General features: G+C 36.1%; 20 protein-coding genes. 19 read left to right on the top strand and 1 reads right to left on the bottom strand.

From position 1 onward, the window contains the following. Positions 1 to 5 precede the first annotated feature (5 nt). From minD to AB8S09_RS04990, 17 genes are all read left to right on the top strand, one after another. Complete coding sequence (gene minD, locus AB8S09_RS05070; protein ID WP_294183702.1) at positions 6 to 803, top strand: septum site-determining protein MinD; 798 nt, start codon at positions 6 to 8, stop codon at positions 801 to 803. Between the two features lie 12 nt (positions 804 to 815). Beyond that, the gene (gene minE / locus AB8S09_RS05065; RefSeq protein ID WP_294183602.1) at positions 816 to 1,082 is read left to right on the top strand and encodes a cell division topological specificity factor MinE; all 267 of its coding nucleotides are present in this window, start codon (positions 816 to 818) and stop codon (positions 1,080 to 1,082) included. Between the two features lie 76 nt (positions 1,083 to 1,158). Beyond that, the gene (rodA, locus tag AB8S09_RS05060; RefSeq protein WP_294183604.1) at positions 1,159 to 2,280 is read left to right on the top strand and encodes a rod shape-determining protein RodA; all 1,122 of its coding nucleotides are present in this window, start codon (positions 1,159 to 1,161) and stop codon (positions 2,278 to 2,280) included. Positions 2,281 to 2,294: 14 nt separating this feature from the next. Further along, a complete protein-coding gene (gene mgsA / locus AB8S09_RS05055; RefSeq protein WP_294183606.1) occupies positions 2,295 to 2,660 on the top strand; it encodes a methylglyoxal synthase in 366 nt (121 codons plus the stop codon). Between the two features lie 183 nt (positions 2,661 to 2,843). Beyond that, on the top strand, positions 2,844 to 3,182 hold the full coding sequence (locus AB8S09_RS05050) for an endopeptidase (protein ID WP_294183607.1): 339 nt from the start codon (positions 2,844 to 2,846) through the stop codon (positions 3,180 to 3,182). An 18-nt stretch (positions 3,183 to 3,200) separates the two neighbouring features. Next, complete coding sequence (locus AB8S09_RS05045; protein WP_294183608.1) at positions 3,201 to 4,058, top strand: M50 family metallopeptidase; 858 nt, start codon at positions 3,201 to 3,203, stop codon at positions 4,056 to 4,058. Between the two features lie 76 nt (positions 4,059 to 4,134). Then, positions 4,135 to 5,988, top strand: a complete 1,854-nt coding sequence (locus AB8S09_RS05040) for a TIGR03960 family B12-binding radical SAM protein (protein WP_369868596.1) — start codon at positions 4,135 to 4,137, stop codon at positions 5,986 to 5,988. Then, positions 5,957 to 6,673 carry a TIGR03936 family radical SAM-associated protein gene (locus tag AB8S09_RS05035; RefSeq protein ID WP_294183612.1) on the top strand — a complete coding sequence of 239 codons (717 nt, stop codon included), beginning with the start codon at positions 5,957 to 5,959 and terminating at the stop codon, positions 6,671 to 6,673. Before AB8S09_RS05040 ends, AB8S09_RS05035 begins: the two co-directional genes overlap by 32 nt. Before the next feature lie 31 nt (positions 6,674 to 6,704). Next, positions 6,705 to 8,144, top strand: a complete 1,440-nt coding sequence (locus tag AB8S09_RS05030) for a ribonuclease E/G (protein WP_294183614.1) — start codon at positions 6,705 to 6,707, stop codon at positions 8,142 to 8,144. A gap of 141 nt (positions 8,145 to 8,285) precedes the next feature. Further along, the gene (gene rplU, locus AB8S09_RS05025) at positions 8,286 to 8,600 is read left to right on the top strand and encodes a 50S ribosomal protein L21 (RefSeq protein ID WP_294183616.1); all 315 of its coding nucleotides are present in this window, start codon (positions 8,286 to 8,288) and stop codon (positions 8,598 to 8,600) included. A 2-nt stretch (positions 8,601 to 8,602) separates the two neighbouring features. Then, positions 8,603 to 8,929, top strand: coding sequence for a ribosomal-processing cysteine protease Prp (locus AB8S09_RS05020; RefSeq protein WP_294183619.1), 327 nt, complete (start codon positions 8,603 to 8,605; stop codon positions 8,927 to 8,929). Between the two features lie 4 nt (positions 8,930 to 8,933). Then, a complete protein-coding gene (gene rpmA / locus AB8S09_RS05015) occupies positions 8,934 to 9,236 on the top strand; it encodes a 50S ribosomal protein L27 (protein WP_294183622.1) in 303 nt (100 codons plus the stop codon). An 88-nt stretch (positions 9,237 to 9,324) separates the two neighbouring features. Continuing rightward, positions 9,325 to 10,599, top strand: a complete 1,275-nt coding sequence (gene obgE, locus AB8S09_RS05010; RefSeq protein WP_294183624.1) for a GTPase ObgE — start codon at positions 9,325 to 9,327, stop codon at positions 10,597 to 10,599. A gap of 24 nt (positions 10,600 to 10,623) precedes the next feature. Then, positions 10,624 to 11,235 carry a nicotinate-nucleotide adenylyltransferase gene (gene nadD, locus AB8S09_RS05005; protein WP_294183626.1) on the top strand — a complete coding sequence of 204 codons (612 nt, stop codon included), beginning with the start codon at positions 10,624 to 10,626 and terminating at the stop codon, positions 11,233 to 11,235. Positions 11,236 to 11,268: 33 nt separating this feature from the next. Then, positions 11,269 to 11,859 carry a bis(5'-nucleosyl)-tetraphosphatase (symmetrical) YqeK gene (gene yqeK / locus AB8S09_RS05000; RefSeq protein WP_294183628.1) on the top strand — a complete coding sequence of 197 codons (591 nt, stop codon included), beginning with the start codon at positions 11,269 to 11,271 and terminating at the stop codon, positions 11,857 to 11,859. A gap of 84 nt (positions 11,860 to 11,943) precedes the next feature. Next, the gene (locus AB8S09_RS04995) at positions 11,944 to 12,324 is read left to right on the top strand and encodes a RidA family protein (protein ID WP_294183631.1); all 381 of its coding nucleotides are present in this window, start codon (positions 11,944 to 11,946) and stop codon (positions 12,322 to 12,324) included. A gap of 97 nt (positions 12,325 to 12,421) precedes the next feature. Next, on the top strand, positions 12,422 to 13,321 hold the full coding sequence (locus AB8S09_RS04990) for an RluA family pseudouridine synthase (RefSeq protein ID WP_294183634.1): 900 nt from the start codon (positions 12,422 to 12,424) through the stop codon (positions 13,319 to 13,321). 11 nt (positions 13,322 to 13,332) lie between these two features. On the opposite strand, the gene AB8S09_RS04985 is transcribed toward AB8S09_RS04990, so the two are convergent. Next, the gene (locus AB8S09_RS04985; RefSeq protein WP_294183635.1) at positions 13,333 to 14,550 is read right to left on the bottom strand and encodes a D-alanyl-D-alanine carboxypeptidase family protein; all 1,218 of its coding nucleotides are present in this window, start codon (positions 14,548 to 14,550) and stop codon (positions 13,333 to 13,335) included. A gap of 173 nt (positions 14,551 to 14,723) precedes the next feature. Between AB8S09_RS04985 and AB8S09_RS04980 the strand changes: the two genes are divergently transcribed. Together AB8S09_RS04980 and selD are read left to right on the top strand one after the other, a co-directional pair. After that, positions 14,724 to 15,320 (top strand): helix-hairpin-helix domain-containing protein, encoded by a 597-nt coding sequence (locus tag AB8S09_RS04980; RefSeq protein WP_294183636.1) that lies wholly within the window; start codon positions 14,724 to 14,726, stop codon positions 15,318 to 15,320. A gap of 65 nt (positions 15,321 to 15,385) precedes the next feature. Next, on the top strand, positions 15,386 to 16,417 hold the full coding sequence (gene selD / locus AB8S09_RS04975; protein WP_367112695.1) for a selenide, water dikinase SelD: 1,032 nt from the start codon (positions 15,386 to 15,388) through the stop codon (positions 16,415 to 16,417). The last annotated feature ends 12 nt before the right edge of the window (positions 16,418 to 16,429 follow it).

Genomic DNA, 16,429 nt, shown 5'->3' with positions numbered 1-16,429 from the left:
CATATATGGGAGAAACAATTGTAGTAACATCAGGCAAAGGTGGTGTAGGAAAAACTACTACTACGGCTAATATAGGTACAGGACTTGCTCTCTTGGGGAAAAATGTTGTGGTGGTTGATGGAGATACAGGGCTCAGAAATTTGGACGTGCTCATGGGTCTTGAAAATAGAATTGTATTTACACTGTTGGATGTGGTTGAAAACAAATGTAAGTTAAAGCAGGCCCTTATAAGGGACAAAAGACTGACAAACCTTTATCTCATGCCTACGGCACAGACGAGAGATAAAGATGATGTGAGTTCCGATCAGATGATGAATTTAATTCATGAACTGAAAAAGGAATATGACTACGTCATAATAGATTGTCCTGCAGGAATCGAACATGGTTTTGAAAATGCCGTAGTAGGTGCGGATAGGGCACTTATTGTAGTGAATCCAGAGGTAACTTCTGTCAGAGATTCCGACAGAGTCATAGGAAAACTTGATTCTAAGGGATTGGAGGATCACCAGCTTATAATAAATAGACTGAATTATAAGATGACAAAAAGTGGGGATATGCTGGATGTAAATGATATATTGGATAGCTTGGCTATAAAACTTGTGGGAGTAGTGCCAGACGATAAAAATATAACAATTTCCACCAACAGAGGAGAGCCGATAGTATTAAATGATAAAACTGTATCAGGACAGGCTTTTAGGAACATATCCCGAAGAATTACAGGAGAGAAAATACCCATAATGGATTTAAGTGCTGGACAGGAAGGATTTTTCTCATCTATAAAAAAATTATTTGGCATTAAATAGGGAGGTAAGATAATGGACTTGTTTAAGATATTCTCCAGGTCATCTTCTAAAGATGTAGCCAAGGAAAGGTTGAGATTGATATTAATACATGATAGATGCTGTGTTTCTAAAGATGTACTTGAAAATATAAAAGAAGATATATTGAAAGTACTCTCGAAATATATGGAAATAGATTGTTCAGAAATAGATGTGAAAATGACAACTCCTGAAAAAGTAAATGGAGATTCAGCTGCGTTAGTGGCTAGTATACCTATAAAAAAAGTTAAAAACAACAGGTAACTGTTGATAATTTATTCATGGCTTTTTTATTTCCCTGTGGTATAATCATTATAGTTATATTGGAGGGGTATATGAAATGCTTGAAAAATTCACTATAAGTAGAAGACTTTTAAAAGAATTTGATTTTCCTATAATTATTACTGTTATAATTATATGTTTGTTTGGCAGCTTAAATATCTACAGCGCATCCCATGTAAACAGCGGTTCCTATTATTTAAAGGCCCAGCTTGTGTGGATAGCTGTAGGACTTGCTTTGGTCTATTTGCTGCTTTTGATAGATTATGCTGCTATAAAAGATTACGCTGCCATAATTTATTGGTTTGGCGTATTTCTGCTTGTACTTAATTGTATCCCATTTTTTAAATATACGGTAAACGGAGCATCTTCATGGATTAGAATTGGAAGTATTTCCATGCAGCCTTCTGAATTTGCCAAAGTCGGAATTATAGTAATGCTGGCTAAACAGCTGGATGATATGGAAGGCAGGATTAACAATTTTAAAAATATTGCTAAACTCACAGTATATGCCCTCATTCCCATGGCACTCATTGTAAGTCAGCCTGATATGGGGATGACTATGGTGTGTTTCTTTGCTGTTCTCGGGATGTATTTTATAGCAGGATTAAATTTCAAGGTAATATTGGGAGGATTTTTAGGAATTTTTACTTTGGGAGCAATTGCATGGAACTCATCGCTTATAGAATATTATCAAAAGATGAGAATTATATCTCTGTTTAATCCTGAAAAATATCAGGCATCTTTTTCCCTTCAGGTTACACAGTCAAAAATAGGAATTGGTTCCGGAGGAATTTTAGGGAAGGGTTTCCTGAAGGGTACCCAGATTTCAGGAGGTTATGTTCCGGAATCTCACACTGATTTTATATTTTCTGTAGTGGGGGAAGAATGGGGACTTATAGGGTGTCTGGTATTGATAATATTTTATATGATCATAGTGTACAGGGCTATAAAAATAGCTAAAGAGTCCAAAGATATCTTTGGAACTATGGTGTGTGTAGGGATAATATCTACTATATTGTTCTCAATTTTTCAAAACATAGGCATGACAGTTGGACTGCTGCCTATAACCGGTATTACTCTTCCCTTTATGAGTTACGGGGGTAGTTCTATCCTCTCGTCTTTTATAGAATTGTCCTTAATATTGAATATAGGTATGAGGAGAAGAAAAATTAATTTTTAGGGGGATATATTTATATGAAAATTGCTTTTATAGCACATGACAAGGAAAAAGATGATATTGTGGATTTTGTAAAGAGATATAAAGATGTATTTAAGGATCATGAGATTTTTGCTACAGGAACTACCGGGAAATTGATAAGCGATATGACAGGTATAAAGGTACATAGGTTTCTTTCGGGGCCAATGGGAGGAGATCAGCAGATAGGTTCAAAAGTAGCCCAGGGAGAAATGGATATGGTTATATTTCTAAGAGATCCTCTTACTGCCCAGCCCCATGAGCCGGACATTTCAGCACTGCTTAGAATTTGTGATGTACACTGTGTGCCATTGGCTACTAATCTCGGTTCAGCAGAGATATTTGCAAAGGCCCTGAGAAGGTAAAATTAGTTTTTGATTTTATATTTGGTAAGATTTGATACTGAAACATTTTGATTTTAGTGTTGAATCTTTTTTATTTTGCTGAAAATGAAAAAATCAGGTTAATGACGGCAAAGTGCAGGTTAGGAATAATTGCAGTTATGTTTAAATATATATTAATATATACATTTCAAAGGGGGTTAAAAAATGGGGCATTACGATCTGGAATATGAGAGGTACTATAAGTCCCTGAAAGGAAAAATGAACTATTCACCTTATCGAAGCGGACCAAAAAAGACAAATTACTTAACTAAGAGAATTATAAGAGACTTAGCCGGAGTTCTGATATTATTTGTATTTGTTATAACCTGCAAACTGGTTTCAAATTCTCAGGGCAAATATTTGTATAATTATTCCAAGAAAATTGTCAGTGAGAATTATGATTATGGTAAATTAAAAACCCAATTGAAAAGTATAAATATAAATTATATTGGGGACAGAGTCAAAGATGTAGTTGAACAGCTTAAAATAGACGAAAAAGATTAATGGTTAAGAGGTATTTCCGTGATTAGAATGAGCAAATATTTTATACCCTATGTGGCATTTTTAATTGTCGTAGGTTATAAAGGACAACTTATTTGTACATTTATTGTAGTTTTTTTTCATGAAGTGGTTCACTACCTTACAGCTAGATATTACAACTTTTCAGGGTTTGACATAGAGTTTATAGCGGTAGGTGCAGTGGTAAAGCTTAAAGATATAGATGAAGCATTCCCCAAAGAGGATTTGATGATTTCAACCTCCGGACCTGCAGCTAACCTGGTTTTAAGTATGTTTTTTTATTTGATATATCATATTTCTAACTCAAGCCTGTGCTATATGCTTTTTTCTGTAAATCTAGTCATAGGCTTATTTAATTTGATCCCGGCATTTCCGCTTGATGGAGGGAGAATACTCAGAAGTGCGCTGAACTTGAAGATAACCTATAAAAAAGCAAACAGGATAATGATAGTTTCAAGCATATTTATTGGAATAGTACTCATGTTCTTTTATATATTTCTGTTTTTTAATGGAAATAACAATTTTAATATTGGAATAATAGGAGTACTTATAGTGGCGTCGTCCCTAAAAGAAAATGAAAGGGTATCATATATAATAATGGGTGATATTATCAAGAAAAAATATAAATTTCTAAAAAGGGGATACATTGAAAACAGAAATGTATCCATATATTACAAACAGGATTTGCTCACTGCAATGGGTTTGTTTGATAAAAGCAAATACAATATATTCATGGTACTGGATGAAAATATGAATGTAGTGGATATAATTTACGAAGAGGAAATAATAGAAGCTTTAAAGTTGTATGGAAATATAACTATAGAAAAATTTATCAAAATAAGTGAAACAAAGGATCCCTGAATTTGACATTTGCATTGTGAACCGTGCGGGCTTATGCTAAAATATAGAGATGATGTCTAACAGGAGGAATTTGTTCATGAATAGAATTTCTGATGATATATTATTTAGAGTGGAAAAACCTGCGCGGTACACCGGAGGAGAGCTGAATTCATATGTGAAGAATAAAGACAAAGTTGATGTCAGATTTGCATTTTGCTTTCCCGACGTATATGAAGTGGGAATGTCCCATCTTGGAATGAAAATACTTTACTATATATTAAACGAGAGAGATGACACTTATTGTGAAAGGGTTTTTGCACCGTGGCCAGATATGGAAGGGCTTATGAGGGAAAATAATGTTCCCCTATATGGATTGGAAAGTAAAGATCCCATATCAAATTTTGACTTTATAGGATTTACACTTCAATATGAGATGAGTTATACCAATATTTTGAATATGCTGGATCTGGCGGGCCTATCTGTAAGAGCCTCAGAAAGAGGTGAGGGGGATCCGGTAGTTATATGCGGCGGACCCTGTGCCTATAATCCAGAGCCACTTTGGAATATAGCAGATCTATTTGCCATAGGCGAGTCGGAAGATCAGATAAACGAAATCATAGATCTTTATAAAAACTGCAGGGGAAGTAAATCGGAATTTCTGAGAAAAGCATGTCACATAGGAGGGGTTTATGTCCCCTCGTTTTATGACGTAGGTTATAACGAGGATGGTACTGTAAAGAGTTTTGAACCTATTTATGAAGATGTTCCCGCAAAGGTTACCAAGAGAATAGTCAAGAACCTCAATGAAGCGGATTATCCAGATAAACTTGTAGTACCTTTCACAGATATAGTACATGACAGAATAGTTCTGGAAACATTCAGGGGGTGTACTAGGGGATGCAGATTTTGTCAGGCGGGTATGATATACAGACCTGTAAGGGAAAAAAGCACTTCCAAATTGTTGGAACAAGTAGATAAGCTTATAAAGAGCACGGGCTATTCGGAAGTTTCACTTACATCTCTGAGTATATGTGATTATTCAGATTTAAAAAATCTGGTATATAACTTCATTGAAAGATATGGAGAAGACAAGGTAGGTGTTTCTCTGCCCTCACTCAGGGTGGATTCTTTTTCTGTAGGGCTTATAAATGAAATACAAAAGGTAAGGAAAACCGGGCTTACTTTCGCACCTGAAGCGGGAAGCCAGAGAATGAGGGATGTTATAAACAAAGGTGTTACGGAAAAGGATCTTATGGAATGTGTAAGCAGCGCCTTCAAGTCGGGGTGGTCTACTATAAAATTGTACTTTATGGTGGGACTTCCCTATGAGACTATGGAAGATATACGGGGAATAGTGGATTTATCTGAAAAGGTTGCAGGGGAATACTACAAGATCCCGAAAAAGGAGAGAAAAAAGGGACTTAAGGTAAATATGAGCACATCTATATTCGTGCCTAAGCCATTTACGCCATTTCAATGGGCACCTCAGATATCCATGGAGGATGTGAGAAGGGAGATAGAAATCATAAGAAAGTCCATAAAAAGCAAACATATATTCTACAACTGGCATGAAACTCCACTCAGTTATTTGGAAGCTGTATTTGCCAGGGGGGATAGAAAGATGTGTGATGTTCTAATAAAGGCCTATGAGAATGGGGCTAAATTTGACAGCTGGTCGGAGTATTTCAATTTTGATATATGGAAGAGAGCTTTTAAAGAGTGTGGTGTAAGCGGAGATTTTTATGCCTATAGGGACAGAAGCTACGATGAAGTGCTCCCCTGGGATTTTATAGATACAGGAGTCAACAAGAGCTTTCTGATAGAGGAGAATGAAAAGGCCAAAAGTGCTCTTGTTACCCCGGATTGTAGGCTTGGATGCAGAAATTGCGGTGTTAATGTCAATTTAGGGGGGAAATGTTTTGAGGGAACAGTATTTGATAAAGTTCAGTAAAGGTGAGAATATAAAATTTATAAGCCACCTGGATCTAATGAGGACTCTGCAGAGAATGATAAGAAGATCGGGAATACCTGTAGAGTATTCCAGGGGATTTAACCCGCATATAAATATGTCTATAGCGCAGCCCCTTTCCGTGGGAATTTATTCTACCGGCGAATATATGGATTTATATTTGAAAGAGCATATTCCGAAGGGCGAGATTGTGAGAAGACTGAATTGCAGTGCTCCTGAAGGTATAAGAATATTGAGAGCCTGCAGGGTCAAAAGGAATGAAAATTCCAAAACGTTTAAATCCATGGCAAGTATAAGTGCTGCTGAATACGTTATTGGTATTGAGTATGACGACACCGGCAAGCTGCGTGAAAATTTGAGCGTTCTGGAGAAGACAGATCACTGGTATGATCTGAAGAAGACCAAGAAAGGGGAACACAGAGTGGATATCAGAAAACTCATAAAGTCAATAAAATATGCCGTTGAAGATAATAAACTGACTATCCATACTGTGCTCTGCTGCGGAAGTGTAGAAAATCTGTCCCCACAGCTTTTAGCCCACTTTATACAGCATAATACGGAAGACGTAAATGTTGATCATTTTGTAAATATAGTTAGAAAGGAAATGTACGGTAAGATAGGGAACAAACTGGTACCTCTCTGTGAATACATAAAATACGTGCAGTAGGAAATAATTTTAAAATAAAGGGGGGCTGTATTTGAAAGAAATATTTGTTGAAAGAAGAATGGAACTTCTGAGAATTGTTATAAGAGAAAATGGAATTTTGAAGGAATGTCTTATGGAAGAACAAAATGGTGCTGCTTACCCGGGTGATATATACAAGGGCGTTGTGAAAAATATAGTTCCTGCTATAAAGTGTGCCTTTATAGATATAGGATGCAGTAAAAATGCCTATATGTATATGGACAGCAGATTTGAAAATCTTAATTTGAAAAAAGGTCAGGATATTTTGGTTCAAGTTGTTAAGGAAAGCTATGGCAGTAAAGGACCAAAAGTTGTAAAGAATATAAGCATACCCGGCAAATACTGTGTTCTGTGTGGCCCTCCGGGAAACATAAGGTTTTCAAGAAAGATAGACAATGTGGACTTTGAAAAAAGTGTAAGGAAAAAGGTGAAACTTCCTGCAGACACGGGTATTATGATAAGAACCGATGCCCAGAATGTAAAACCGGATGTTATAAATAATGAAATAAATAAATTGTCCAAGTGCTGCAGCAGCATAAAAAGAAAGGGAACATATTCTTTGAAACCAGGGCTGATATTTGAGGAAGGCGGGATACTTGGTGAAACTTTAAGAGACAAGTTAAATGGCAGCAGACTCAAGATATATTTAAATGATGAAAGGGATTATTCCTATACGGAGAAGTTCTTAAAATATGTAAGCAATGCGGAGATAGAACTGGTATTACATAAAGGCGGCAGAAATTTGTTCTCGGCCTATGATATTGAAAGGGATATACTTGGATTGCTAAACAGAAGGGTTGAATTAAGCTGCGGGGGTTATATAATTATAGACAGGACGGAGGCCATGTTCGTCATAGATGTTAACTCAGGTAAAAATATAAAAGGTAGGACAATGGATAAAACCGTGCTTATTACAAATTTACAGGCCGCAGAGGAAATTACGAGGCAGATAATACTTAGAAATTTGAATGGAATAATTTTAATAGATTTCATAGACATGGACAAAAAAGGCGACAGAAAGAAAGTGCTGGATAAATTAAAAAGTGGATTTGTAGATGATAAAAATAAAACTGTGATATATGATTTTACAGAATTGAATTTAGTCCAGATAGCCAGAAGAAGAAAGGGAAAACCAATATATGATTATATGGAAGAAAATTGTACATATTGCCGTGGAAAGGGTAAAAAGATAAAATTATCTTACATGACAGTACTCATTGGAAATGAAGTCCTAAATATAAAGGAGAATGAAGAGATAAGAAATATTCATATCAGTATGAATCCATTTTATAAAAAAGATATAGAAAAGAATATGAAAAAATTCATAAAGGATATAAATGCCGAAGACATGGGAGTGTATATTACCTATGGTGGCAGCAAGTCATTCTATAAATTTGAGCCGCTTGTGTTTGACAGCCAGCTTGACGATTTTAAGGGATTCAAAGTGAATTGAAGAAATTCAAAAAGCTTTACAAAGGAAGGTATATGTGCTAAAATGACACCTGTAGACCGCACAAAAAAGGTTTTTTTAAAATATGTGAAAGTATTTTTGCATATACCTTTTAGGCGAGACTGGAGTGAGGAGGTGTTTTGAATGTACGCAGTTGTGGAAACTGGAGGAAAACAGTATAAAGTTTCCGAGGGCGATGTTATCTACGTTGAGAAATTGAACGGTGAAGTGGATTCAACAGTCGAACTCGATAAAGTACTTATGGTGAATAAGGATGATACAGGAGTAGTTGTTGGGAAACCTGTAGTTGAAGGAGCTAAAGTCAATGCTAAAATTTTAGCCCAGGGAAAATCCAAGAAAATCTTAGTATTTAAGTATAAGGCCAAAAAAGATTATAGAAAAAGACAGGGACATAGACAGCCTTATACAAAATTACAGATCGAAAAGATCGATGCATAGTTATGATTGAGGCAGTTTTTGAAAAAAAATCCGGCAATTTGGTTTCGGCTTTGCTTCAGGGGCATGCAGAATATTCAAAGGGAAAGTATGATTTGGTCTGCAGTGCTGTTTCTGCTGTGTCTCAAAGTACTGTTATTGGAATAACGGAAGTGCTGAAATTGGACCTTGATTATTCCATAGACGATGGACTATTGAGTTTTTCGCTTGAAAGTATGAAAAAAGAAGATATTTTGAAATGTCAAGTACTTGTGGAAACTATGTTGCTTGCTTTAAAGAGTATGGAAATTAATTTTAGTAAATATATAAGTGTAAAAGTTAAGGAGGTGTAGCTGTATGTTGATTATGAACCTTCAGTTGTTTGCCCATAAAAAAGGAGTGGGCAGCTCAAAGAATGGCAGGGATAGCGAATCCAAGAGACTTGGAGTTAAATCCGCAGACGGCCAGTTTGTTTTGGCAGGAAATATACTGGTGAGACAAAGAGGAACCAAGATCCATCCCGGAGATAATGTAGGCAGAGGATCTGATGATACCTTATTTTCAAAAATTGATGGTGTAGTCAGATATGAGAGAATTGGCAAGAATAAAAAGAAAGCAAGTGTTTACCCGGTAGAGGTAGAGAAAGCGGCAGCAGAATAAGTATTTTATTAAGGCATCCTGGTAAGGGTGCTTTTTTAAAACCTGTTTAGGTGTGTATAATATAATTACAGGAGGGAAGTGACTTGAAGTGTTTGTAGATACTGCTAAGATATTTGTAAGATCTGGCGACGGTGGAAACGGATCCGTATCTTTTAGAAGAGAAAAGTATGTTCCACTTGGAGGCCCGGACGGCGGAGACGGAGGAAAAGGCGGAGATGTCATACTTGTAGTGGACAAAAATATGACTACTCTGCTGGATTTTGCGTATAGGAGGAAGTATAGGGCAGAAAAGGGCGGAGATGGTTCCGGTTCGAAATGCTCAGGAAAAAATGGGGAGAATCTTTATATAAAAGTTCCTCTGGGTACAGTTGTAAAAGATGTGAATAGCGATAAAATAATGGCAGACTTGTCCCATACCGGTGACAGGTGTCTGGTGGCAAAAGGCGGGAAGGGCGGAAGAGGAAATGTGAAATTTACTACTTCCGTAAGACAGGCGCCGAATTTTGCCGAACCTGGAATGCCAGGTGAAGAAAGATATATAAGCCTTGAATTAAAATTATTGGCGGATGTGGGCCTTGTGGGTTTTCCCAATGTAGGTAAATCGACGCTTCTGTCGGTGGTTACCAAAGCCGAGCCTAAGATTGCAAATTATCATTTCACAACGTTATCGCCCAATCTTGGGGTAGTTGATGTAAAGGGAATTAGAAGTTTTGTAATTGCCGATATACCTGGTATAATTGAGGGTGCGGCAGAAGGTGTAGGATTGGGAACGGAATTTTTGAGGCATATTGAAAGAACCAGAATTTTGATACATGTAGTGGACATATCCGGTATAGAAGGGAGAAATCCTGTTGATGACTTTGTCAAGATAAATAATGAATTAAAAAAATATGATGTGAAACTCTGGGATAAACCTCAGATAATTGCTGCGAACAAGGCAGATATTTTATATGACAATAAGTCCTTTGAGAATTTTAAAGATGAATTGAAGAAATTGGGATATACCAGAGTATTTAAAATATCCTGTGCTACAAGGAGCGGTATGAGGGAACTCATGCAGGAGACTGCCAGAATGCTTGATTCCATACCTATCACGGATGTGGAAATAAATGAAGAGGATAAATTTATACCGGAGGAAAAGAAATTCACCTACAGCATAAGAAAAGAAGGAAATGTATATATAGTTGAGGGAGACTTTGTTGACAGGCTGCTTGACAGTGTAAATGTAAATGATCCCGATGAATGGAGGTATTTCTATAAGGTTCTGAAAAATAAAGGTGTTATTGAAGATTTAGAAAAAAAGGGAATTAAAGATGGGGATGTAGTTAGGCTCAATGATTTTGAATTCGACTACGTCATATAATTATAAGTAAATGGGGAGAAACATATGATTAAAAAAGCTATTTTTGGAGGAACCTTTGATCCAATACACATCGGTCACATACACATAGCTTATGAGGCGCTTTATAGATTAAAACTGGATGAGATAGTATTTATGCCGACGGGTAATCCGCCTCACAAATTGAAAAAGTATGTTACGGATGGTTCCCTGAGATATAAAATGGTGAAAAGTGCTATTGAGTCGGAAGGTAAATTTACTGTGAGTGATTACGAAATAAATAGACCCAATTTGAGTTACACCTATAACACATTAGAACATTTTAGCAAATTAGAAAAGGATACTAAATGGTATTTTCTTGTTGGCATGGACTGCTTAATGGATATTCAAAATTGGAAAAGGGTAGATGATATATTTAAATTATGTCAGTTCATTGTATTTAACAGGCCGAACTTTCCGGCTTTCACCAAGGAAAGCATAAAAAGACAGAAGAAAAAAATTGAGGACAGATATTCTACTGAGATAATATATCTAAATGCACCGCTTTTGGATATCTCTTCCACTACTATAAGAAAAAACATGAGAGAAGGGAGAAGAGTTGATTATCTTCTCCCGGAAAATGTTTCTGATATTATTGAAAAATTTGGCCTGTATAGATGAATAATTATAATTTTGATTTTGGAGTGATGAACTATGTGGGATGAGGGACAAATTATCGAATATTTGAAAGAAAATTTAAAAGAGAGCAGATACGAACACAGCCTCAGCGTGAGAGATACAGCTGTTAAAATGGCAAAAATCTATGGCGCCGATATTGATAAGGCACGTACAGCAGGGCTTGTTCATGATTGTGCTAAGTATATGTCAAATGAGGAAATATTGGATATAGCAAGTAAAAATAATATAAATGTAGATGAAGTGGCAAAAGCAAATCCCCAGCTTTTACATGGGAGTATTGCTTCCGTAATAGCCCGAAACGATATGGGGATTTATGATGAGGAAATACTGGATGCCATAAAATATCACACTACGGGAAAAAAGAATATGAATCTTTTAGAGAAAATAATATATATCTCAGATTATATAGAACCTCTGAGGGATTTTCCGGGGGTAGAAGATCTCAGGAAAAAGGCCCTTGTAAATTTGGATGATGCCCTGCTTGATGCTTTTAACAATACTATAGAGGTTGTTATATCGAGGAATCAGCTGCTTCACATGAATACGATTGAAGGCAGAAATTATTTAATTTGCAAAAAAATGAATATAAAAAACATTTACCGTTAGGGTAAATATTTGATATAATGATATTGTTATAGTAATAATATTTTGCAAGTTGTTTTTTAATTAAGTTTTCTAGGAGGTTTTATTATGGAAAAAAATATAATAAGTACAAAAAAAGCACCAGGAGCCGTGGGACCGTATTCACAAGCTGTTAAAGTTGGGAACTTTTTGTTCACGTCAGGTCAGATTCCACTGAATCCTGCTACGGGAGAACTTGTTTCAGGCGATGTTAAGAAAGCTGCTAAACAATCTTTGGAGAACATAAAAGCTCTTCTTGAAGAGGCGGGAACATCCTTTGACAAGGTTGTTAAAACTACTGTGTATGTAAAAAATATGGCAGATTTTGCAGCTGTAAATGAAGTTTATGCTACGTATTTCAAAAAAGATATGCCTGCAAGATCCTGTGTAGAAGTAAAGCTTCCCAAAGATGCTTTGGTAGAGGTAGAAGTGATAGCACTGCTGGACTAAAAATAGGATAGATTTAATAAAGGAGTGAACTTTTGAAAGTTCACTCCTTTCAAAGTATAAAGTATATTGAAGTGCTTTAAGGAAGGGACTTTATTAAATGGAAGAAAATAAAATAGTATTTGAAGTCAAAACTGAAGAAGAAGGATTGAAATTGAGGGCATATTTAAAAAAAGTTCAGAGACTCTCAAGCAGGCTTATAAGAGGGGCAGCTTTAGACGGACGGCTGGAAGTAGATGATAGGAGGGCAAAGTTAAATCATATAGTGAAAGCAGGTGAAAATATTTCTTTGAATCTTGCAAAAAAAGAATCTCAAAATATAGAACCTGAAAAAATGGATATAAAAGTCATATATGAAGACAGAGATATGTTGGTTGTGGATAAACAGCCCGGTGTAGTGGTCCATCCTACAAAGAGTTATCCCAGCGGTACCCTGGCCAATGGAATTACATATTATTTTAGAAAAAAAGGTGAAGACTGTATAGTTAGGCTGATTAATAGACTGGACAGGGATACTTCAGGTCTTATAATAGTTGGCAAAAATCAATTTGCACATATGTCTCTGGCAAGAGATATGAAAGACAAAAACTTTGAAAAAAATTATATAGCTGTTATCCACGGAAAAATGGAAAATGAGGAAGGTATTATAGATCTGCCTATATACAGGGATAGAGAAGCCGGTATAAGAAGAGTCATAGATAAAAGAGGACAAAAAAGTATAACCCGCTATAAAGTAGTGTGTGATTTCAAGAAAGATCAATTGTTGAAGCTTACCCTGGAAACCGGCAGAACCCACCAGATCAGAGCCCATCTAAGCTATTTGGGTCATCCGCTGTATGGAGATACCCTGTATGGAACGGAGGATGACAGCCAATATATAGACAGGCAGGCACTTCATGCCTATAGACTCAAATTTCCACATCCGAGGGGAAATGGAGTAATGGAACTCAGGGCCGATATTCCCCAGGATATTGTGGACTTAATAGGAAAAATAAAATAGGTTTCAACTATTTAGAATATGAATTTTTTTATAGCGAATACAGCTATCACGATCAGCAATACTGCTGCAGCTGGAACTATATATTTGTTTTTCATTATTATGTTCTCAATAATATCTGAATTCAGTATCTGTTTTTCACCGTGGCTGATTCCACTTGAAAGATTTAATTCCCCTATATTTTCTCCTTTAAAATACACATTGGCTTTACTTACTATATCTCCTACCTTAAAAAATTTAAAATTCAGATTTTCCTTTTTGACAATTAGGTGAGGAAGATTTTTATCATCCTTTTCCCTGATATAATAGAAATCAGAGCCTGCCAAAAGGGGGACAGATAGTTTATTCTTACTATAAGTGGTAACTAAATCCCCCTTAGAATACAATTTTACCAATTGAAAATTGTTGAATCCAAAATTAAATAGGGATATTGAATCCGGGAAGAAAGTTTTATTTTTATCATGTATTAAAGCTATGATTAATGTTTCGCCATTTCTTGTGGCTGCTGCCGTATATGAGTGAAGAGATTGAATAGTATATCCTGTTTTTCCACCTTCACATCCGCTGTAATAATATTTGGATTGCTTCTGTACAAGCCTGTTTTCATTCCAGACAGTTCTCGGTTTTGCAGATTTATTTGTAGGTGGAATTGTATAGGATATAGTGGTGGCAATCTTCGAATATTCAGGATTTTTGCATAATTCTCTCATTATGAGGGATAGATCTTTTGCAGAGGTTTTATGTTTTTCATTAAACAATCCGGTGGGGTTTATAAAATTTGTATTTTTTGCCCCAAGTTCCTTTGCCTTTTTATTCATTTTTACTGCAAATTTATCTGACGAACCGCTGACGTGCTCTGCCAATGCTTCAGCACAGTCATTGTCGGAGGCCAATAACAGTCCATATAATAAATCCTTTACAGTAACTTCTTCACCTGGAAGAAGTCCCAACCTAGTTCCATCTACCTTTGGCGGATTGTTTCCTATTATAACTTTGTCATTCAGATTTGTATTTTCCAGTGTGAGCAAAGCGGTCATTATTTTAGTGGTAGATGCCGGTGGATAAGCTGAATCTGGATTTTTAGCATATAAAACCTTGCCGGTGGTTGCATCCAGTACGACTGCACTGTCGGCAGAAACGGAAGGAGGTGTTTCTCTGGCATAAACATCATTATATGAATTGCCCGAGTAGATAAATAAAAGCAGCAATATGAATATAATTGTTTTTTTCATTTTTTCCTCCTTTGAAATTATCCTCAAACAGCATAAAAAAATAATATTGTCAATAAAATTTTTTAAAACTGTCAATAATTTAAATTATAAACTTAAATACATTCTGATGCAAATTATGCTGTTTGAGGCAGTATATTTTAAGTTTGATGCTGAAGATTGAAAGGAGGAAAAAAATGAAGTATAAAAAGCAAATAATAGGCTCCCTTGTGATTTTAGGCGTATTTCTTATATTTTTAATTGTAGGATATTTCAATTCAAGAGAAGTGAAAGTTGACGAGAGTACCGGCGGGGATATATTTAAGGAAGAATCTACTGCTAAAAATAACTCCGGTGGGATAACTGTTTACGTAAATGGGGAGGTTAAAAAGCCGGGAGTGTACAGGTTAAAAAATAATAGTAGGGTGGAAAATCTAATAAAGGCTGCCGGAGGTTTTACAGATGAAGCCGATAACTACAGATTGAATTTGGCCAAGAAACTGAAAGATGAAGATTACATATACGTGGACAGTAAAAAGGATAATGCTTCAGGAAACCCTGTTTCTCCGGAATCTTCAGGGAATCATATAGGAAATGACGGCAAGGTTGATGTAAACAGGGCGTCCAAGGAAGAATTGAAGACTATTCCCGGGATAGGTGACATAACTGCACAGAAGATAATTGATTATAGAGAACAAAATGGAGATTTTTCTTCTGTGGAAGATTTAAAGAAAATAGATAGAATAGGAGATAAAACCCTTGATAAAATTAGGGATAAAATAGATATAAGATAGATTTATTTGTTCAAAAATATTGCAGGATATTATATAATTGTAATGAAAGAATGGAGGTGGCAAAGATGGCTAAAAGATTGACCGAACTTACGAGAACTTCAGGTTGAGCCGCAAAAATAGAGCCGGGGACTCTTTCGAACATATTGAATAAGTTACCAAAAATGAATGACAAGAATTTGATGGTTGGAATAGAAACTTCAGATGATGCCGCTGTATATAAATTGAATGATGAAACAGCGGTGATTCAAACTCTTGATTTTTTTACTCCGGTGGTAGATGATCCATATACCTTTGGACAGATTGCTGCGGCAAATTCTCTCAGTGATATATATGCCATGGGCGGAAAACCTAAAGTGGCACTTAATATAGTTTGCTTTCCTTCCTGTCTTTCAGTTGATGTACTGGGGGAGATACTGAAAGGAGGGGCTGATAAGGTTATAGAAGCGGGAGCTGTTGTAATAGGCGGCCATACGGTAGATGATAATGAACCCAAATACGGATTGTCCGTTATGGGTCTGGTACATCCTGACAGGATACTTAGAAATTTTGGATGTAAAATAGGGGATAGGATAATGCTTACCAAACCTATTGGAACAGGCATAATAATTACTGCTATAAAAGGTGAAATTGCATCTAAAGATGCATATGAAAAAACAGTTAAGGTCATGTCTACCCTGAATAAATATGTGGGTGAAGTGATAGCTAAGCATGACATAACTGCCTGCACGGATGTAACGGGTTTTGGGCTTATGGGTCACAGCTATGAGATGGCATCCGCATCCAATGTGACATTGAAACTGTATGGAAATAAAATTCCGTATATAAGCGAGGCCAGAGAATATGCTGAAATGGGAATTGTTCCTGCAGGTGCATATAAGAATAGAAGGTATATAGAAGGTAAATACAATATAAAAAATATTCCAGAGTGGATGGAAGATGTTTTATTCGATCCTCAGACTTCAGGAGGTCTTCTTTTTACATGTCCTGAAAAGGAAGCTTATAAAATCATGAATGAAACCTGCAGTTTGGAGATAAAACCTTCTATAATAGGTGAAGTCATGCCTTTAGAGGGGAAAAAATATATAATTGTGGAGTAAAAAAACTGTATG

The organism is Clostridium lapidicellarium (assembly GCF_041224415.1).
GTDB classification, from domain to species: Bacteria; Bacillota; Clostridia; order Clostridiales; family Clostridiaceae; genus Clostridium_B; species Clostridium_B lapidicellarium.
This window is presented reverse-complemented; position numbering and strand designations above follow the sequence as displayed.